The 20,092-nt window shown below is 68.8% G+C and carries 17 protein-coding genes; 4 read left to right on the top strand and 13 right to left on the bottom strand.

All coding sequences use genetic code 11. The features are described 5' to 3' along the window. Positions 1-17: 17 nt before the first annotated feature. Positions 18-443: a winged helix-turn-helix transcriptional regulator gene (locus tag ACH4D3_RS39945; protein WP_398332680.1), complete on the top strand. Its 426-nt coding sequence runs from the start codon at positions 18-20 to the stop codon at positions 441-443. A gap of 18 nt (positions 444-461) precedes the next feature. On the opposite strand, the gene ACH4D3_RS39940 is transcribed toward ACH4D3_RS39945, so the two are convergent. Next, positions 462-1,526 (bottom strand): hypothetical protein, encoded by a 1,065-nt coding sequence (locus tag ACH4D3_RS39940; protein WP_398332679.1) that lies wholly within the window; start codon positions 1,524-1,526, stop codon positions 462-464. 226 nt (positions 1,527-1,752) lie between these two features. On the opposite strand from ACH4D3_RS39940, the gene ACH4D3_RS39935 reads away from it, so the two are divergent. Further along, the gene (locus ACH4D3_RS39935; RefSeq protein WP_398332678.1) at positions 1,753-2,427 is read left to right on the top strand and encodes a TetR family transcriptional regulator; all 675 of its coding nucleotides are present in this window, start codon (positions 1,753-1,755) and stop codon (positions 2,425-2,427) included. Positions 2,428-2,509: 82 nt separating this feature from the next. Here ACH4D3_RS39935 and ACH4D3_RS39930 read toward each other — a convergent pair whose 3' ends face one another. The 10 genes from ACH4D3_RS39930 to ACH4D3_RS39885 all read right to left on the bottom strand — a co-directional run bounded on the left by ACH4D3_RS39930 (position 2,510) and on the right by ACH4D3_RS39885 (position 14,283). Further along, positions 2,510-3,331, bottom strand: coding sequence for a potassium channel family protein (locus ACH4D3_RS39930; protein ID WP_398332677.1), 822 nt, complete (start codon positions 3,329-3,331; stop codon positions 2,510-2,512). Between the two features lie 206 nt (positions 3,332-3,537). Beyond that, entirely contained in the window at positions 3,538-4,620 is a 1,083-nt protein-coding gene (locus ACH4D3_RS39925; protein WP_398332676.1) for an alpha-hydroxy acid oxidase, read from the bottom strand. Then, positions 4,617-5,624: a 4-hydroxyphenylpyruvate dioxygenase gene (hppD, locus tag ACH4D3_RS39920; protein WP_398332675.1), complete on the bottom strand. Its 1,008-nt coding sequence runs from the start codon at positions 5,622-5,624 to the stop codon at positions 4,617-4,619. Before hppD ends, ACH4D3_RS39925 begins: the two co-directional genes overlap by 4 nt. Before the next feature lie 642 nt (positions 5,625-6,266). Further along, complete coding sequence (locus ACH4D3_RS39915; protein ID WP_398332674.1) at positions 6,267-6,701, bottom strand: cold-shock protein; 435 nt, start codon at positions 6,699-6,701, stop codon at positions 6,267-6,269. 73 nt (positions 6,702-6,774) lie between these two features. Next, a complete protein-coding gene (locus ACH4D3_RS39910) occupies positions 6,775-7,605 on the bottom strand; it encodes a transcriptional regulator (RefSeq protein ID WP_398332673.1) in 831 nt (276 codons plus the stop codon). A 610-nt stretch (positions 7,606-8,215) separates the two neighbouring features. Then, on the bottom strand, positions 8,216-9,067 hold the full coding sequence (locus tag ACH4D3_RS39905; protein WP_398332672.1) for a hypothetical protein: 852 nt from the start codon (positions 9,065-9,067) through the stop codon (positions 8,216-8,218). Positions 9,068-9,316: 249 nt separating this feature from the next. Next, complete coding sequence (locus ACH4D3_RS39900; protein WP_398332671.1) at positions 9,317-10,399, bottom strand: prephenate dehydrogenase; 1,083 nt, start codon at positions 10,397-10,399, stop codon at positions 9,317-9,319. A 57-nt stretch (positions 10,400-10,456) separates the two neighbouring features. After that, positions 10,457-11,383, bottom strand: a complete 927-nt coding sequence (locus ACH4D3_RS39895) for a VOC family protein (RefSeq protein WP_398332670.1) — start codon at positions 11,381-11,383, stop codon at positions 10,457-10,459. Between the two features lie 84 nt (positions 11,384-11,467). Next, on the bottom strand, positions 11,468-13,429 hold the full coding sequence (locus ACH4D3_RS39890; protein ID WP_398332692.1) for an ABC transporter ATP-binding protein: 1,962 nt from the start codon (positions 13,427-13,429) through the stop codon (positions 11,468-11,470). Positions 13,430-13,479: 50 nt separating this feature from the next. Continuing rightward, positions 13,480-14,283 (bottom strand): alpha/beta fold hydrolase, encoded by an 804-nt coding sequence (locus ACH4D3_RS39885; RefSeq protein ID WP_398332669.1) that lies wholly within the window; start codon positions 14,281-14,283, stop codon positions 13,480-13,482. Positions 14,284-14,679: 396 nt separating this feature from the next. On the opposite strand from ACH4D3_RS39885, the gene ACH4D3_RS39880 reads away from it, so the two are divergent. Both ACH4D3_RS39880 and ACH4D3_RS39875 read left to right on the top strand, forming a co-directional pair. Beyond that, positions 14,680-15,465, top strand: a complete 786-nt coding sequence (locus ACH4D3_RS39880; protein WP_398332668.1) for an ABC transporter ATP-binding protein — start codon at positions 14,680-14,682, stop codon at positions 15,463-15,465. Between the two features lie 16 nt (positions 15,466-15,481). Then, positions 15,482-18,040: an ABC transporter permease gene (locus tag ACH4D3_RS39875; RefSeq protein ID WP_398332667.1), complete on the top strand. Its 2,559-nt coding sequence runs from the start codon at positions 15,482-15,484 to the stop codon at positions 18,038-18,040. Between the two features lie 126 nt (positions 18,041-18,166). On the opposite strand, the gene ACH4D3_RS39870 is transcribed toward ACH4D3_RS39875, so the two are convergent. Both ACH4D3_RS39870 and ACH4D3_RS39865 read right to left on the bottom strand, forming a co-directional pair. After that, positions 18,167-18,835 (bottom strand): response regulator, encoded by a 669-nt coding sequence (locus ACH4D3_RS39870; RefSeq protein ID WP_398332666.1) that lies wholly within the window; start codon positions 18,833-18,835, stop codon positions 18,167-18,169. Next, positions 18,832-19,962 (bottom strand): sensor histidine kinase, encoded by a 1,131-nt coding sequence (locus tag ACH4D3_RS39865; protein ID WP_398332665.1) that lies wholly within the window; start codon positions 19,960-19,962, stop codon positions 18,832-18,834. Before ACH4D3_RS39865 ends, ACH4D3_RS39870 begins: the two co-directional genes overlap by 4 nt. Positions 19,963-20,092: the final 130 nt, after the last annotated feature.

The following is a 20,092-nucleotide window of genomic DNA, read 5'->3' as shown; positions in this document are numbered from 1 at the left end:
GTGCGCGACGGAGAGGAATGGGTGCCATGCCGGACAGCACCGATACGGAGATGGCGGCCGCGACCGGGCCGTGTGCGAGCATCCCCGCCGAGCACATGCCCTTCATCCGACAGGTGCTGGACCGAGTCGGCGACAAATGGAGCATGCTGATCATCGTCGTCCTGGACGACGGCCCGCTGCGCTACACCGACCTGCAGCGCCAGATTCCCGGCATCTCCCAGCGCATGCTCACCCACACGCTGCGCCAGCTCGTGGAGGACGGTTTGATCACGCGCACCGCCTACGCCGAGGTTCCGCCGCGGGTGGAGTACGCCCTCGCCCCGCTCGGCCGCGGCCTGCACGAGATCGCCATGCGGCTGATCGGCTGGGCCGCGGACCACCACACGGAGATCCGCGCCCACCGCTCCCGGGTCGACACCGTCACTGCCTCGCGCCGGGCCTGACCCGCGAATGCACTTCCCTCACACCGCCGGAGCGTCGCCGGCCTTGCTCCCGGCCTTCCTCCCGGCCTTCCCGTTGCGGCGACGGTCCGCGGCGAACATGAGGGCGACACCGGCGAGGGTCCACAGGCCCAGGACGAGTGCCGGACCGCCCGCGCCGGTCCCGTCGTAGAAGGCGTTGGCGCGCAGCAGGCTGCCCGAGGCGCCGGGCGGCAGGAACTGGCCGAGCGTGGACCAGCCGTCGGGCAACCAGTACGGGCCGGTGGTGAGGCCGGAGAGCGGGTTGCCGAGGAACATCATCACGACGGAGCCCACACCGAACCCGGCGTATCCGAACAGCGACTCCAGCCCGAGGAACGGGACGGCGAGCGCGGCCATGCCCAGCCCGAGACCGAGGGACGTGACCCAGTAGTCGCCGTCCAGGGTGCCGATCCCGAACTGGAGGACGGCGGTCACGGCTGCTCCACCGGCCAGGGCGAAGGCGACGACCCCGGCGAGGCGGGTCCGCAGATTGGCGTGGCCGGGGAAGATCTGGAGCAGGGCGATGGCGGGCAGCATGCCGCCGAAGATCATCGGCAGCGCGGCGGAGGCGAGTCCGGTGCCCCGCGGGTCGTCCTCCGGGAAGGGCACCACGTCGTGGACGGTCACGGCGACGTGCTGCTGACCGGCGAGCGAGGTGCCGAGCCCGTTGATCGCGTTGCTGATCATCTGGCCGCCCGCCGTCGCCTTGTAGACGGTCAGGCCGTCGTCGCCGAAGGCGAGGCCGCCCACGGCGTCGCGCTCCTCGACGGCACGGACCAGGGCGCGGGGGTCGTCGTACGCCGTGACCTCCCAGTCGTCCCCGGAGAGCTGCTTCTGCACGGCGGCCACCGCGGACTCCGGGCCGGTGACGCCGAGCGGCGCGTGGTGGGGGCCGCCCGCGGCGGACGGCAGACCGAAGGCGCACAGCATGAGGGTGATCGCGGCGGTCAGGCCGACGACGATGGCGGCGAGTTTCGCCACCGGCCCCCGGCCACCGGGCGGCCCGGCTTCCGGGGCGTTGCCACTCGGCTGTGAGGTGGTGGAGGCGTCGAGGTTGGCAGACATGGCAACCGTTTCCGTAGTGGTGCTCCGCCCGGGCAGTTGGACGGAACGGCGGACGAAGTGCGGAGGCGTCCGGCTCGGCCCGCAGATCGGGGCGCGAAACGGACACGACACCGGCGGCCGGGCACGCTCGGTGACGCCGGCGCCTTCACTATATAACTCAGCGGGCAATGAGTTCATCACCTGATGAGTTTCAGGCCAAGGCGTTCGGAGCGGGCATGATGGGGGCATGGAGAGCGTCAGCGATACGCATGAGGTGACCGGTTCCGGCCGCGAGCAGGCTGGGGACACGGCGGGGACGGCCGCGGCGACCGGTCCGGCGACGAAGCACGCCGGGGGCCGGCGGCCCGGGGAGACCCGTACGCGGGAGGCGATCCTCAGCGCGGCACGGGTCTGCTTCGCCGAGCGCGGTTTCGACGCGACCAGCCTGCGCCGCATCGCGGAGACGGCGGGGGTGGACCAGTCTCTGGTGCACCACTTCTACGGCACGAAGGAGAGCCTGTTCCTCCAGGCGCTGGAACTGCCGGGGAAGCTCGAGGAGGCCCTCACCGCCGCGGCGCGGGGCGGACCGGACGGGATCGGGGAACGCCTGGTGCGCGCCCACCTGTCGGTGTGGGACGACGTGTCGTCACGTCCGGCACTCATGACCATGGTGCGCTCGGCCGCCATTCATCGTGCCGCCGCCGCCCGGCTGCGTGAGACCGCGACCGGCATCCTGGCGCACGCACTCAGCGGGGCGATCACGGGCGAGGACGCGAAGCTCCGGACGAGCATGGTCGCCACCCAGCTCATCGGGCTCGCCATGATGCGTTACGTGGCGCATCTCGAACCCCTCGCCTCGGCCGACACCGACACGGTGGCCCGCCACTACGGCCGGGCTCTCCAGGCGATCGTGGCGGACTGAACCGGCGCCCGTCCCACCCTCGCCGGGACGGGCCGCCCGCTCAGCCGGGTCGGGCCGTCATCACTGTCCTCGAACGCCCTCGTCACTGTCCTCGAACGCCCTCGTCCGGGACGGCGTCCCTGAGGTCAGTGGTGAATTCGGTGGACCCGGCCTCGGCCCGCCGCAGCTCCGCCACCTCCACCCGCAGCGCTCGGACCTCCTGTGTCAGAGCACGGATGGCCGCTGCCTGCCGCTGGCCCTCCAGGTCCTCCCGCTCGAACCTGGCGATGAACCAGGCCGCGATATTCGCTGTCACCACACCCAGAAGGGCAATTCCCGACAGCATCAGTCCGACGGCCAGCAACCGGCCGACGCCGGTCGTCGGAGCAAGATCTCCGTACCCCACGGTTGTCATCGTCGTGAAGGACCACCACATGGCGTCATCCAGTGTCCGGATGTTTCCCTCAGGTGCGTTCCGTTCCACCGACAGCACAGCCAACGAACCGAACACGAGCAGCACCACCACGGCCCCGGCGACGTAGGTCGTCAGTCGGATCTGCGAGGCCATCCGAGCTCGACGCCCCACCAGGAGCAACGTGGAGACCAGCCGGAGAAGCCGAAGAGGCTGCAACAGTGGCAGCGCGACTGCACACAGGTCCAGCCAGTGAGTGCGGACGAACTTCAATCGTTCGGGGGCAAGGCGCAGCCGGATCAGGTAATCGACGGTGAACGCTCCCCACACACACCACTCGATGGCCTGGCATGCCCGCCCTACTGCCCGGCTCGTCGAATCGTCCACGATCGGCACGGCGTAGGCGACGGCGAACGCCACAGCGAGTACCAGCAGCGGCCGCTGGCTGCGCCGCTCCCAACGGGCCTGAGCGGTGTCTTCCCGGGGACACTCGTCCGTATTCACGCCCAGCATCGTAGGCAGGCCCCACAGGCGGGGTGTCCATGGCCTACCGCGATGCCGAGCAGCCGGCTGCCTGACTGCCTGACTGCCTGACTGCGGGCGCACCCTGGTGTTGCGGTGGTCTGCCGGGACGGCTCGCTGGTCCACCGACGGCGCCGTCGGTCCGTTGAACTCGTGCGCGACTCGCCCTCTGGTTCGCCGGGGGGCACGCGAGTTCGTCAGAGGGCATCGCCATGGAGCAGGTCGGCCGCTGCCTCCCGCGGGGAGCCAATGCCGGTCAAGGCCATCGCGTCCACGAGTTCGTCGGTCAGGATCCGCAACAACCGTGCCACGCCCTTCTCCTGGCCTGCCGCCAGGGCATGCATCACCGGCCGCCCGAGGAACGCCGCGTCGGCCCCGAGCGCGAGTGCGGCCAGGATGTCGGCGCCGTGCCGGACTCCCCCGTCGACGAGGACGGGGCACGCGCCCGCGACAGCCGCCACGACTTCGGGCAACGCCTCCAGTGTCGCGGGCGCGCCGTCGAGCTGGCGGCCTCCGTGGTTGGAGACCACGATGCCGTCCACGCCCGCGTCGACGGCCCGCACTGCGTCCCGGGCCGTGAGAATGCCCTTCAGGAGCAGGGGAAGGGAGCTGACGGAGCGCAGCCACGGAACAACGGACCAGTCCAGTGACGGGTCGAATTCGGCGAGAGCGTGTCCGCTGGGCGATGCGAAGCCGTCGCCGGTGAGGTTGGCCGGTGCGATCCCGGCCGGCAGCCGGAAGTCGTTGCGCAGGTCGCGCAGCCGCCGACCCAGGCGGGGCGCGTCGACCGTGAGGACGAGGGCCTCGAAGCCGGCACGCTCCGCCCGTTCGACGAGTCGTCGTGTCGTCGTACGGTCCCGGAAGCAGTACACCTGCAGCCAGCAGGGGGACGCGACCGCAGCGATGTCCTCGAAGGTGCGGCCCGCGAAGGTGCTCACGACAAGCGGAACACCGGCCGGTCCGGTGGCCCGGGCTGTGGCGACCTCGCCTTCCGGGGCGGCCAAGGTGTGGTAGGCAATGGGCGCCACGCCCATGGGCGCCGCCCAGGTGCGACCGAGGATCCGGGTCTCGGTGATCGGCGGTCCCGCGCCGGTGAGTACCCGTGGCCGCAGCCATGTCCGCTCGAAGGCTTCGACATTGGCCCTGAGCGTCCGCTCCTGCCCCGCGCCCCCCGCCAGGAAGTCCCAGACGCCCGGATCCATCCGCGCCCGGGCGGGTCCGGCGAAGTCGCCCACGGTGAGGGCTTCCGCCACCGCGGAGTCCAGGCCGTCCAAGGTCATTCAGCGGCCAGCCGGTCGCGCTCCACCGCTTCGTAAAGGGCGCGGATGTTGGCGCTGCCGAAGCCTCGGGAGCCCCGGCGCTGGATCAGCTCGTAGAACAACGTGTTCCGCTCGTAGGGCGAACGGCTGAACAGCTGGAGGAGATAGCCCCAGTCGTCGCGGTCGGCGAGGACCTGAGCAGCCTGCAGGTCGCCGATCTCCTCGGTCATCCCGCTGAACCGCTGGATGAGGAGGTCGTAGTAGGAGTCAGGGGTCCTCAAGAACTCCACGCCGCTGTCGCGGAATTCCCGCACCGTGGGAATGATCTCGTCGACGAGGAAGGCGAGATGCTGCACACCCGGCCCCGCGTTCCGCTCCAGGAACGCGTCGAGTTGCCCGGAGCCCTTGGCCGGGTCCGGCGCGACCAGGGTGAAGGTGACGCGGGCTGACGGGCTGCGGACCACGATGGAGTCCATGGCCTGCCCGCCCACGTCCACGTACTCCGAGGAGTAACGGGAGAAGCCGAGGGCGTCTCGGTAGTAGTCGGCGTACTCCTCCAGAGTTCCGCCCTCCAGGCAGACCGCGATGTGGTCAAGCAGTCGGATGCGGTCCGAGCCCTTGGTCGGAGCGGCCGCTTCACTGATCGGCAGCCCGTCCTCGTTCCCGCCGGCGGCAGGGAGCAGGGTGTGGGAAACGCCGCCGAATCCCGACACGACGGGATGGCCCGCCTCGGAGTCGACGACCCTCGCCCCGGCCGCCACCGCCGCGTCCCGGGTCGCGGCGACGTCGTCGCACGTCATGGCGATGTCTGCGATCCCGTCCCCGTGCGTGTCGAGGAATTTCCAGGTCCCGGGACCCGAGGAGACGACGATGCGCACATCGCCCTGCCGCAGAAGTACCGAACTCCGTTCGCGGTCCTCGGACTTCGCCATCCGTGTGAACCCCATGGACGACACGAAGTAGTCGACGGTCGCCCGTTCATCAGTGGTGAGCAGTTCGACATGCGCTATGTCCTGCACTGCCATGTTGAGCCCTTCCCGTAAACAGATCGGCCGTGGGTCGCGACGAATCGATCGCTCGACGGACGACAGACGCATGCCGGGAATTAAATACTCGACGCATCGAAGACTCGCAGGACGCGATGACGACTCGAATGTGCCCCGGCAGACAAAAGACGTCCTGCAGCACTATGACGCGAGAGTGCACCATCCATCAATGTCGCTCGGCGGTTCGCAGAAGTCGTCCAATTCTCGGGACAACTCCAGCCATTTGTCGGCGCACTGCCGGGCCGGCTCCACGACGAGGGGGACCCGCGGTGCGACGGCACCGCAGCGCTCGGCGCGGCCTGGTGCGCTCCGGGGCACACCGGCTCGGCGAGGACCCGGGCCGCCCGCGGCCTGCCCTCCGCGCTGCCCACGGGCCGCGCCCGGCCGTCCCTGCCGACCCGCACGTTCAACTGCGGCAGCGCCTCACTCGAACGACGGCGGACGGCCGCGACGGACTTGGCGCCCGGCCCCGCGGTCAGCGCGATCACCCGGCCGGACATGTGCGGGTGCGAGATGATGATCCGCTGCGCCGCGACTTGCTGCTCACAGGCGTGCAGTCGAGATTTCCGGCCTCGATTCCACGCCTGGAGCAGCAATTCACAGCAACGACACCCGGGGAATTCAGCCCTCCACCCAGCCGTGCTTTCTCGCGTACTGCGTCAGCTCTCGGCGGATATGCGTGATCTGAACCCCGGTCAGGGACGGTGTCACATGGAGCAGAACCTCTGTGACCTCCGTGGTGAACTCGTCCGCGCGCAGCACGTCGCACATCGGTTCGTCCCCGTTGACGGCCCCGGTCGCCACGGCCTCGCCGGCCGGGCGACCGAGCGCCGCTGTCGGCGACGACTGAGCACCTTCGGCGAACCGTATCGACGAGGCCTTCGGCCCGCGGTCGCCTTCCTCGATCTCGAACTCGACAGCCAGCCCGGCCCGAACCGAGGCTTCAGGAATGAGGAGGTCGTTCACATGCAGGAACACATCCCCCTCTCCCTGATCGGGGGCGATGAACCCATAGCCTCGCGCACCGTCGAACCGCACCACGTGTCCAGTAACCACATCAAGCTCCCAACGACTCGAGCCCTCACTCGGAGAAATGCACCTCGCAGGACGGACGGAACAGCGACTCCCGTCACTCGCCCACTGCCGCGCTGTGCGTGGACTGCAGTTGCTCGTCAATCTTCTGGGCGAACTCCAGCCAGGTCTCGGCATACTGCCGGGCGAGCGTCACGACCAGCGCGCCGCAGTGCGGCGGGACCACCGCGGTCAGCTCGGAACTCTGCTGCATGCCCACGGCATTCTGCTGCAGCAGACGCAGCAGAATGCGCCCCTCTTCCTTGTGCCGTAGCGACGGGTCCCGCAGCAACTTCTTCAGCACCGAGGAGGGGTCCGCCTGCACCAGCCGCATCCTCCGTTCGCCCTTCGGCCTCGCGGCCGGCGGCGGCAGGGCGGACGCGACCGCGGTGTCGCTCCGCTTCTCGCGCTCTGTCACCGGCGCCTCACCGGCCTCGAGCCGTCTGCGCACATCGCTCACCGTGGCCGGAGAGATCCCCGCGAGCCGTGCCACCTCGCGCAGCGAGGCCTCCGGGCGCTCGACGATCAGCTCGGCGGCCCGGCGTCGCCCCGCCTCACTGCTCAGCGGACGGACCTTGCCGTCCCTGCCGACGCGGGCGTGCAGGAGCACCACGTCGGAGGAGCGCCGCCGGATCGCCGCCACCGTCTTGGCCCCCAGGCCCGAGGCGCGCGCTATCGCCCGGTCCGACATCTGCGGATGGGAGGAGATGATGCGGGCGGCCGCGGCACGGCGATCGGCCTGCGACAGCGGCAGACCATGCGTCACATTCGCCTGGACAGCACAGAGGAAAGCTTCCTCGGTGGTACCGTCAAAGAAATTGACGGCAATAGTCTCATGCCCCCTCACAAAGGCAGCCATAAGACGATGCGTACCGTCGATCACACGCATTGTCCGCCGATCCACAAGAATCGGCGGAAACGACGTGTCCAGCTCGGCAAGACGTGCGACATGCTCCGCGTCCGGTCCGTCCGAGCGAGGGGAATTACCGGGGAGTAAGGAAGCTATGGGCACTTCCTGACTTCCTTGTTCAGTCGCTTCTCCGCACTGGCCTGCCTCGTCGTCACGGCCGGTCGCAGCGGCCTCCTCGACAGGAACCTCCACTCTGGCGGAATGATGCAGACTTCTAGACAGCTCATTCACCATGTTCACCCCGTTGGATAGCAGAACACCTGATGCTGGCGAGAACGACTCAATGGATCAGTTCGGCGGCCTCCTGGCAGCAACGCCCCGCGGCGGCCGACAGCACTGGAATCGGAATCGAAAATTCCGAATACGCGTGTCGAGTGGTCCGGAAGAGAATCATCCGGTTCAGACGCTCCGTGCGGCTCCGTCTCGGCCGGTGATCTCCGAGGAACCTATTCACCTTGAACAGCAACCTCCCTGGAGTAGTCCCACCCGCGACGTTTCCGATCGGTTACTGACATCCTCATACTTCACATGGCCATTGTCGAGCCATCAGGACTCCCCATGGAACAGCTTTACTAAGCGGCACAGACCTTTACTCATACTCCGTGGGGCCATGACGTTCGCGGCCGCCCAGCAGCCGGGGCCGACCTCGTACCCCTCGGCCACGGGTAAGAGGTTGAACACTAAACAGATAGTTCCGCACGTCCTCGGTTACGCGGGTGACCGATTCCCAGTTCCCGTCGGACCAGCAATACATGTCATATCCAAGCGACTGGGTCAGGCTACGGACAAGATCGGTGGACTTGAGCGTCCGCGTCGCCAGTCGCCTGTCCTCGATCTCGAGCAACAGCGCCGGCCGGTCGCGCAGCAGCGTGCTGAAGGCACCCATGAGGACGTCCGTGTGGGTGTCAGCGACATTGGCCTTGATGAAGTCGACCTTCTGCAGCCCTTCCCGCCGGCACAGTGCGTCGACCGTTGACCCCACCCGGGGTGTCACGGGAACGATACGCGGAGGGTCTTCCGCGCAGCGGACCTCCCGCATGCGGCGCCGCGACCTTCCGGCGGCCTCGCGCCCGCCCGGCCGCCCGGGCACATGGGGCGAGCGCACGACGACATTGCCGCAGCCGAGCAGGAGGGAGGTGGCAATTCTCCACCGGGACCGGTCCGACCCGTCCGGCGGCTCCGCCGTGTAGACCTGCCCCGTAGGACCGGCGAGCGAGGCCAGCACCCAGGTGTACGCGCCGCACTCCGCGCCGATGTCCAGACACACGGACCCCGGGCGCACCACCTGGTGCAGGCCCGCCACCTCCGGGTCCACACAGCGCCACCGCCCGGCAGCCCAGCGCAGGACGAGCGCGACCGACGTGCGACGGATCGGCCGGTGCCGCCGGCGTTCCCGGGCGGGAGGCGTCTGCGGACTCGGGAGCGGGCGCTCGTCCGTCATCGATGCCCCGCTCTCAACCGGTCGACGCGGCAGCACGCTCCGCCAGGGTCACGTCCCACGCAGTATCTGTCCTTCCGGTCCAAACGGCCGCGTCGACGCGAAGCGCTCCACGGGCGACCTGGTGACGGATCCAGGCTAGGAGCCGCCCCGGACCAGGCACATCCGCCCAGACGCCTACTCCCTCTACGCCCGCGGGCTGCGGGCAGCCTCGGCGTCAGCCCCGGGGTTTACTCCCGTGGAACGACAGCCCTACTGAACACGCCAGCCGTTGGCGCGAAGTGCTTCTTCGAGCACCGTCACGGAGCGCTGATCCACGCTCAGCTGAACCAGACCGGTCAGCTGACCGGCGGAGTGCTCGAGGCGGACGTCCTCGATGTTGACGCCGGAGCGGTCGGCGTCTGTGAACAGCCGGGCCAGCTGCCCCGGTTGGTCGCCTATGAGCACCCCTACGGTGCGGTACCGGACCGTAGGGGTGCCGCGCTTCCCGGCGATACGGCCCCGGCCGGTCCGGCCACGGCTGAGCAGCTGACGCACCGTCCGCCTGCCCTCACCGCGCTTGGCCTCGTCGGTCGCTGCCAGGGCACGCAGGCCGACGACGGCGTCGTCCAGGTCCAGGGCCAGCTCTTCGAGGAGGTCCGCCACGACCGACGCGTTGGCGGACAGGATGTCGACCCACAGGTCCGGGTCTCCACCGGCGACCCGGGTGAGGTCCCGGATGCCCGGGCCCGCGAGGCTCACGGCGCGCTCCTCCGCCCGCTCCAGGCGCATGGCGACCAGGCTGGCCACCAAATGCGGGGTGTGGGAGACGAGGCCGACCGCCCGGTCGTGCTCGGCCGCCCCCATCACGACCGGCGTCGCGCCGCACAGCGCGACCAGTTCGAGTGCCGTATTGAGCGTCTCCGTGCTGGTGTCGGCGGTCGGGGTGAGAACCCACGTACGCCCCTCGAACAGGTCCGCCCGGGCCGCCAGCGGACCACTGCGCTCCCCTCCGGCCATCGGGTGACCGCCGATGTAGTGGCTGGTGCGGCAGGCGAAGCTGAGGACGTCCTCCCTCGGTCCCGCTTTCACGCTGGCAACGTCCGTGTAGTGCTCTGCCAGGTTGTGCGCCTGTGTGTCGGCCAGCACGCTGCCGACCAGTGCGGGGGGCACGGCCAGCACCGCAAGGTCCACCGGTCCGTCGTGTGGTTCCACCACCCCGGCTCCGCACGAGGCCGCTGTCCGTGCCGCCGCGGGGTCCACGTCCCGCAGGTGCACCCTGACGCCCTGCGCGTTCAGCGCGAGCGCCACGGAGGTGCCGATGAGTCCTGTGCCGACCACAGCTGCAGAGCGCATGAGGCTACTTCCTTCTCGGACGGGTCGGCGGCCACGGTCCGGGGACACGGGCGAGGTTCACCCGGCGGCCAGCCGGTCGTGGTCCATCACTTCGTGCAGAGCCCGGATGCCGGCGCTGTCGAACCCGCGGGAGCCCCGTCGCTGGACGATCTCGAAGAACAGGGTGTCGCGCCGGTAGGGGGAACGGCCGAAGAGGCGCAGGCGGTCGGCCCGGGTGTCCTCGCACCCGCCCGCGCCGCCGGTGAACTCCACTCCCCTGTGCCGGAATTCTCGTGCGGCGGGGACGATCTCCTCGACGAGGAAGGCGACGCTCTGGACGCCTGGACCACCGTTCCTGTCGAGGAACGTGTCCGGTCCGCCTGTGCTCTCCACCGGATCGGAGCCGACCAGGGCGAAGGTGACACCTCCGGTGTCGCTGCGGACGACGATCGAACCCGTCCCGTACGCCGGCGGATCCTGCGAGAACCCGAAGGCAGCCCGGTAGAAGGCGGCCTGGCCTTCCAGGTCGCGCCCATCGAGTCGGAGCGCGATGTGGTCGAGGGCTCGGATGCGCTCGGCCGAACGTCCGCGGCGCTGCGCCATGGTGACCCAGCGGTGCCCCGGCGGCAGCCCTGTCGCCGGGTCGGTGGCGGCGGGCAGCAGCGTGAGGGTGACGTCTCCGCAGCCCGCCAGGATCGGGTTGCCCCGTGTCGAGCCGACGAGTCGCGCGCCGGCCCGGCCGGCCCTCTCCCAGGTCGCGGTGACGTCGTCGCAGGTCATCGCGATGTCGGCGATGCCGTCGCCGTGGTTTTCCAGGAACTTCCAGGTGGCGGGGCCAGAAGTGACGATCAGGTGCACCGCGCCCTGCCGCAGCAGCACGGAACTGCGTTCGGACCCGACCGAGTCCGCCACGCAGGCGAAGCCCAGCGCCGAGACGAAGTAGTCGACGGCGGACTGCTTGTCCTTGGCGTACAGCTCTACGTACGCGATGTCGCGCACAGCCATGGGTGTCCCCCTGCGAAAAGTATGGACAGGTGCATGAATCTGTGTGTTCAACTGCCCCCGCGCGGCACTTGAGCACACCTCGGGTCAGACGGCGTCGGGCCCGGAACTCGTGTCCCGGCCCACCAGTTGGGGCTCCGACCGGACCTGTTCGGCTGCCCGTTCCGGGAGCTGCTCGGCGAACTGGGTGCGGTAGAGGTCCGCGTAGAGGCCGCCTGCGGCCAACAGCTCCTCGTGCGTGCCGCTCTCCCCGATCCGGCCACCTTCGACGACCAGGATCTGGTCGGCCTCACGGACGGTGGAGAGACGGTGCGCGATCACCAGCGACGTACGGCCGGCCAGGGCGGTCTTGAGAGCGCGCTGGACCGCCGCCTCCGACTCGGAATCCAGGTGTGCGGTCGCCTCGTCGAGGACGACGATCGGCGGCGCCTTCAACAGCAGTCTGGCCAGGGCGATCCGCTGCTTCTCACCGCCGGAGAGGCGGTAGCCGCGATCGCCGACCACGGTGTCGAGACCGTCGGGGAGTTTGCTGATGGTGTCCCAGATCAGTGCCGCCCTGCACGCCTCGACCAGTTCCTCCTCCTCCGCTCCCGGGCGGGCGTACGCGAGGTTGGCGCGCAGCGTGTCGTGGAAGAGGTGTGCGTCCTGAGTGACGACGCCGACGGTGTCCCGCAGCGACTGGAGGGTCAGGTCGCGGATGTCGTGGTCGCCGATGCGCACGGTTCCCGCGGTCGGGTCGTACAGACGCGGCACGAGATGGGTGATGGTGGTCTTGCCGGCACCGGAGGGGCCGACCAGAGCCGTGAGCCTTCCCGCTGGTGCGCGGAAGGTCAGTTCCTCCAACGTCAAGCCGTTGTCCGCCCGTTCCGCCCTGCGCAGCGCGATCGACTCCAGCGAGGCGAGGGACACCTCCGCGGCGGTCGGATACCGGAAGGAGACGTGGTCGAACTCGATGTCGGGCGCGTGGTTGCGGGCGGTCAGCGGCCTGGCGTCGGGGCGCTGAGCGACGATCGGCTTCAGGTCGAGCACCTCGAATACCCGGTCGAAGCTGACGAGCGCGATCATCGCGGTGGACTGCATCGTCGTCAGCTGGTTGATCGGCCCGTAGAGCCGCATCAACAGCGTCACCATGGCCACCAGGGTGCCGATCTCGAGCGTGCCGGAGATGGTCAGGATGCCCCCCAGGCCGTAGACCAGGGCAGTGGTCATGGCGGTGAGCAGCGAGACGACGATGAACAGCACCCGTCCCCAGACGACCGAGGTGGCGGCGACGTCGCGCACCCGGGCCGCCTTGTCCGCGAACAGATCCGACTCGTCCGCCGTACGGCCGTACAGCTTGGCCAGCATGGCCCCCGAGACGTTGAACCGCTCGTTCATCATCGAGCTCATCTCGGCGTCCAGCTGCATCGTCTGCCGGGTGAGCCGCTGGAGCCGGCGCGCGATCAGCCGTACGGGAATCAGGAAGAGCGGGATCATCACCAGTGCGGCGAGAGTGATCTGCCACGAAAGATAGAACATCGCGGCCAGTACGAGCACCAGCGTCAGGAGCGTGGAGACCGACTGGGAGAGAAGTGTCGTGACGGCCTGCCGGGCGCCGATGACATCGGCGTTGAGCCTGCTGACCAGGGCGCCGGTCTGGGCGCGGGTGAAGAACGCCAGCGGCTGTTCCTGCACGCGCGAGAACACCTGCGTGCGCAGTTCGTACACGATGCCCTCGCCGACCCTGCCCGAACACCAGCTCTGGACGTAGACGGCCAGCGCGTCCACCAGGGCCAGGCCGGCGATGGCCACGCACATCCACACCACGAACGAGCGGTCGCTGGGCTGTATGCCGTCGTCAATGATCATCTTGAGCATCAGCGGGGTGGCGACCGCGACGCCCGCGGTGACGACCGTGGTCGACATCAGCAGTACCAGCGGCCAGCGGAACTTCTTCGCATACGGCAGGATCCGTCGCACCGTCCCGGGCTTGACCCGCTCCCGAGTGATCGATTCGTCGTCCAGCCGTAGCCCTGCCGGGCCCAGCGCGGGACCCCCGCCACCCATCATGGACACGGAAACCTGCCTCGCTCTCTCGTTGCCACACGTTGAAACGCTGCTCAGTACTTGTTGAGGAACTCGATGAGAGCCAAGTTGACCTCGTCGGGGCGCTCCAGGTATCCGAGGTGACCGCAGTCGGCGATTTCCACGAGGTCGCAGTCGGGAATGGCGTCGGCCACCTCCGCGACCAGATGCGGGGGACAGATGAGATCGTCGGTGAAGGCGATCGCGCGGCACGGCACCGTGATGTTGCGCAGCGCCTCGCGCCGGTCCCCGAGTCGTTCGACGGCCGAAGCCTGTCCGGTGCCGGTGTTGGCGACACCGGTCAACTCGAAGAGCTCCAGCCATGAGGTGACGGCGGCGTCGTCGTTCAGCGTCGCCGGAGAGAGCATCTCCTGGACCGTCTTCGCGGCCTCGTACCTGGCCGGCAGCCGGATGGCGCTTCCCAACAGCGCCTTTTCCGCTTCGATTTGCGCTCGACGGAAGGCATCCGACCGCCCTCTGCTCGCGATCAGGACCGCCGAACGAATCAACTCCGGTGACTCCAGGGCCAGTTCCTGGGCGATCATCGAGCCGAGCGAGGTCCCCACGACGTGACAGGGGCCCAGGTCCAGTTGCTCGATGAGGCCTCTGGTGTCCGCGACGAGTTCGGCGAGCGCATAGTCCCCCTCGGGCGCGTCCGTCGGCGCGATTCCCCGGTTGTCGAAGGTGACGCACTCGTATCCGGCCCGGTTCAGGGCCGGTGTCTGATGCGTCGTCCAGACCCGGCCGGACGCCGACGAGCCCATGATGAACAGGACGGGTGCGCCGCTTCCCGAGCGCTGGTAGGAGAGCCGGATGCCATTGGCGTTCACGAACGGCATGACCAGCCTGTTCTCGTGGTGGGCAAGACGCACTCCTCGTGGTAGGGCGCAGTGTTCCCGATCGGATGGCCAGGTTCCGCGGCGAGCGACAGGCGGTCTCCGCACCGAAGCCGCCGAGCGCCGCCGGCTCCGCTCCGTCGCGAGTCACGATGGCACCGTACGGCGAGGGCGATCAATAGCGGTCGAAGGCGATCGCCTCATCGCCCCTCAGGAGTTCAACTGCGGCAGGAGCGCAGTTGAACACCAAGCCCGGCAGCGCCGTTCCGTCCGTGGGATGAGCATCCCTGTCCGTCCGCGGGATGACGATTATCCCCGCGGCCGCGTCCTACGTTGAAGTGGTCGACTCAGCCCCTGTGGTTGGGTCGAGTCGAGAACCATCCACCTAGGAGCGATCCAGTGACGACGGTATCCACGGCCGTAGAGGCACCCCATGGCCCCGGCGGACCACATGCCGCCGCCTCCGCGCGGCAGGTCACCAAGGCCTACGGTACCGGGGAGACCCGGGTCACCGCGCTCGACGCGGTCGATGTAGACATCGCCCTCGGCCGGTTCACCGCCATCATGGGACCGTCCGGCTCGGGCAAGTCGACGCTCATGCACTGCCTCGCGGGCCTCGACACGGTGAGCGAAGGCCGCATCTGGATCGGCGCCATGGAAATCACCGGCCTCAAGGACCGGGAGCTGACCAAGTTGCGCCGGGACAAGATCGGCTTCGTCTTCCAGGCCTTCAATCTGCTCCCGACACTGAACGCGCTGGAGAACATCACGCTGCCGATGGACATCGCCGGCCGCAAGCCGGACCGGTCCTGGCTCGAGAAGATCGTGGAGACCGTCGGTCTGGCCGACCGGCTCGGCCACCGGCCGGCCCAGCTCTCCGGAGGTCAGCAACAGCGGGTCGCCGTGGCCCGAGCGCTCGCCTCGCGTCCCGAGATCATCTTCGGTGACGAACCGACCGGGAACCTCGACTCGCGGTCCGGTGCCGAGCTTTTGACCTTCCTGCGCCGCTCGGTCGACGAGTTGCAGCAGACCATCGTCATGGTCACCCACGACCCCGTGGCGGCGAGCTACGCGGACCGGGTGCTCTTTCTCGCCGACGGCCGGATCGTGGACGAGATGTCGTCGCCGACCGCCGATTCCGTGCTGGATCGCATGGGCCGCTTCGACGGCAAGCGCACCAGCTGAACGGCGGCTCGAACCCATGCTGCTCAAGACCTCTCTGCGGAGCTTCCTCGCGCACAAGGGCCGCCTGGTGCTGTCCCTCGTCGCGGTCGTCCTCTCCGTCGCCTTCGTCGCGGGGACCCTGGTCTTCTCCACCACCGCTTCCAAGACCTTCGACCGGCTCTTCTCCTCCACGGCCCCCGACGTCCTGATCACCAGAACACCGGCCAAGGAGGTCGCTGGGACGCAACAGGGCGCGAAGCCTCTGACGCTTCCCGCCTCTTCGGTGCGGACGGTCACCGCTCTGCCCGGGGTGAAGAGTGCCGCGGGCGAGATCTCCGTCACCAACGCCACCCTGATCAATCCCAGAACCAACAAGCCGGCCGGACCGGTCGGCGGCTCCTCGACCGTGATCGGCGCCTGGGTCCCCTCGCCTCGCTCCCCCATGGAGATCACTTCGGGCAAGGCGCCGTCCGGGTCCGGTCAGATGATGATCGACGCGGACACCGCCGACCACTCCGGCATCGACATCGGTGACCGGGTCCAGGTGATCAATTCCTTCGGCACCTTCGACTACACCGTCTCCGGCATCACCACCTTCAAGGGCACCAATCCCGGTTCCGGACTGGCCTATCTTGATGTCCCCACCGCGCAGCAGGATCTCCTCGGCGCCTCCGACGTCTACACGTCGGTCTCGGCCTTCGGCGACGGCAGTGTGTCGGACGACCGGATCAAGAGTTCGGCCACGGCCGCTCTGGGCACGGGTTTCGATGTCAAGACGGCCGACGAACAGACGGCGGACGGCGAAAAGGATGTCGGCAGCTACCTCACGTTCATGAAGTACCTGATGCTCGGTTTCGCCGGTATCTCGCTGCTCGTCGGCGGTTTCCTGATCGTCAACACCTTCTCCATGCTGGTGGCCCAGCGCACCCGGGAGATCGGCCTGCTGCGCGCCCTCGGTGGCAGCCGTCGTCAGGTGAACCTGTCGGTCCTGGTCGAGGCGCTGCTGCTGGCGGTCATCGGCTCCACGCTCGGTATGCTGGCCGGTCTGGGCGTCGCACAGCTCCTGATCGTGCTGATGGGGCGGGCGGGAATGAAGATCTCCTCCTCGCTGGAGTTCGACGCGAGCATCCCGATCGCCTCCTACGCGGTGGGCGTCCTGGTCACCGTCCTCGCCGCCTGGATCCCGGCCCGCCGGGCCGGCCGGTTCTCACCGATGGCCGCGCTGCGCGAGCACGGCACTCCGGGTGACAGGGCCACCACGAGGACCCGGGCCGGATTCGGCCTGCTCCTGTCGCTGCTCGGTGGTGTTCTCCTCGCGTACGGTGCCGGCGGTGCGGGTTCCTCACCGGCCGTGGGTGCGGGCGTGGTGCTCACCCTGATCGGCTTCGTGGTGCTGGGCCCCGTCCTCGCCACGGGCGTCGTCCGAGCTCTGGGTGCGGTCCTTCCGGCCGTGTTCGGCCCCTCCGGCAAGCTCGCCCAGCGCAATGCGATGCGCAATCCGCGGCGCACCGGAGCGACCGCGGCGGCCCTGATGATCGGTCTCGCCGTGGTCACCGGCGTCTCGGTGATCTCCTCCTCGATGGTCCGCTCGACCAACGCGCAGATCGACGATGCGCTCGGCGCCGACTACCTCGTCCAAGGCGATCAGGCGGGCCTGACTCCGGCCATGCTGAAGGCCGCCGAGGCCGCCGAGGGGATCGACCACATCACCCAGGAGAAGCACCTCCCCGCGACGCTCACCACGCCGGACGGGGACAGTGACGACTTCACCGTGGTGGCCGTCTCGAAGTCCTTCACGAAGGACTTCCGCTTCCCCGTCAAGGACGGAAACGGCGACGACGCCATCGCCCGCGGCATCTCGGTGGACGAGGACTACGCGGACCTCCATCACCTGCAAATCGGTGACAAACTCGAGATCGACTACGGCGACGGGCACAAGCAGTCCGTGCCGGTGGAAGTGATCACCACCGCGGGCAGCACCCTCTTCGACAAACAGTTCTACATCGGGATTCCGACCGTCGCCCGTGCCATCCCCGCCGCACAGATGCCGGCCGACACCGGCTTCTACGGCGCGGCGGCCTCCGGAGCCGACAAGGACGAGACGTACGACGCGCTGCAGAAGGCGCTCGACGGCTATCCGCAACTGACCGTGCAGGACCAGGCGGGCTTCAAGGCGCTCTATCTGAATCAGGTCAACACCCTGCTGTACCTGGTCTACGCACTGCTCGGCCTGTCGATCATCGTGGCGGTGCTCGGGGTCATCAACACGCTGGCCCTGTCGGTGGTCGAGCGGACCCGTGAGATCGGTCTGCTGCGGGCGATCGGTCTCTCCCGCCGTCAGCTGCGCCGGATGATCCGCCTGGAGTCGGTGGTGATCGCGCTGTTCGGCGCGCTGCTCGGCACCGGGCTCGGTCTCTGCTGGGGCATCAGCACCCAGCGGCTGATGAAGGGGCAGGGACTGCAGTTGCTGTCCGTGCCGGTCGTCACCATCGCGGCGGTCCTGGTGCTCTCCGCTGTGGTCGGTCTGCTGGCCGCCCTCGTGCCCGCGTTCCGCGCCGGCCGCATGAACGTTCTGGGGGCCATCGCCTCGGACTGACGACCACCGGGCCGACGACCGGGGCGGGCACCCCTCCAATCCCCCGTCGGGGCACCCGCCCCGGTCGTCCTTGTCGACCCCCGTACCGCGTGCGGGGGTCGACCTCTGCTGAACCGGGTTCGGACGTCAGCGGGACACCGAGACCAGACCGGCCTCGTAGGCGATGATGACCAGCTGGATCCGGTCGCGGGCTCCCAGCTTGCTCATCAGCCGCGCCACATGGGTCTTGGCCGTGGCCATGCCGATGAACAGCGTGGTGGAGATCTCGCCGTTGGACAGGCCGCGCCCGATCAGGGTGAGGACTTCCCGTTCCCTCTCGGTGGTGCCGGCGAGCAGCTGCTCGCGGTGCACAGGACTCCTGGTGGGCTCGGGGCGGCTGGCGAATTCCTCGATGAGGCGACGGGTGACGTGCGGAGCGATCAGGGCGTTGCCCTCGGCGACCACGCGGATCGCGGTGAGCAGGTCGTCGAGAGCCGTGTCCTTCACCAGGAACCCGCTGGCCCCGGCGCGCAGTGAGCCGTACACGTTCTGGTCGTCGTCGAACGTGGTCAGCATGATCACGTGAACGTCGCCCGAGTCCTCGGTGATGACACGAGTGGCCTCGATGCCGTCCATGCCCGGCATACGGATGTCCATCACCACGACGTCGGGCCGCAGATCCCTGGACAGCTGAACCGCTTGGGCTCCGTTGCCCGCCTCTCCCACGATCTCGAGGTCGGGGGCGGTGCCGATCACCATGCGGAGGCCGGAGAGGACCAGCGGCTGGTCGTCGGCGAGCAGGAGACGAATGGTCATACCGGCAGCCTCGCTTCCACCCGGAACCCGCCTTCGGGCCGGGGACCGGCCTGGAAGTGGCCGTGCAGCAGGCCGACGCGTTCACGCATTCCGGCGATGCCGTAGCCGGCTCCCGTCATGCGGTGTTCACGGCCGTCGTCCACGACCTCGATGGTCAGTTCGGCGTCCCGGAATTCCACGTTTACCTGACAGTCGTCGCTGCCCGAATGTCGCACCACGTTGGTCACGGACTCCTGAATGATCCGGAATGCGGAGAGATCGATATCGGCGGGAAGCTGACGCCGCCGCCCCTGCCAGTTCACCTGAACACGGATCCCGGCGTCGGCCGCGGTCCTTGCGAGCTGGTCGACGTTCTCCAGGCCCGGTGAACGAACGGATTCCGTGGAGTCCGGGTCGGTTTCGCGGAGCATGCCGAGGGTGTGCCGGAGCCCGGCGAGAGTCTCCCTGCTGGTGTTCTCTATGGCGTTCAGTGCATCGCGCACTTCCGGCGTCTGGGCGTCGATGACACGGTTCACCGCACCGGCCTGAATCGCGATGATGCCGATGCTGTGGGCGACCATGTCGTGCAGCTCCCGGGCGATCCGCAGCCGTTCGTCCACGACCGCCTGGTTGGCCGCCTGTTTGCGCAGCGCCTCGGCATACCGGCGTCGCTGGTGGATCGAGTTGCCGACCGACCAGGCGATGACGATGAGCAGGGCGGCATAGCCGGGCTTGACGGCGAGCAGATACAGCCAACTGCCGGTCGACAGCGCCCCCCATTGCGCGGACCACACGAACAGCGTGAGGACGGCGGCGCCCGCCACCACACGGCGGGGGCGGATGACCGCGATGTAGCCGATCAGCACCACGGTTACGCACAGCATCGGCCACGTCGGCTGCCTGAGCATCGCGATCACGGTCGACTCGGCCAGGACCAGGCCGAGTACCGGCACCGGCCGGAGGCGGGCCAGACCGATGGGCAGCGCCATGAGGACGGCCATGCCGATCCTGACCCAGATGTCCAGGTGATAGCGCTGTCGCGGCCGGACGAAGACCGGTGACATGGTGGGTGTGATCATGGTGAACAGCAGGACGACCATCGCGGCGGCCAGGCACCACATCACCGTCGTCCAGGCGCGCGGTGTCATCCGGCCCAGGAGTGGGGGGCGCGGCATACGTTCTTCCACGGCCCGATCCTAGAGCGGCGACCGGCAGCGGTCATCAGCCCGCGGGCGGACACCCGCCGGCCGGAAATCAGCTTGCGGGTGTACGCCGACG

This window comes from Streptomyces sp. NPDC018026, assembly GCF_044327745.1.
Taxonomy (GTDB): domain Bacteria; phylum Actinomycetota; class Actinomycetes; order Streptomycetales; family Streptomycetaceae; genus Streptomyces; species Streptomyces rubrogriseus.
This window is presented reverse-complemented; position numbering and strand designations above follow the sequence as displayed.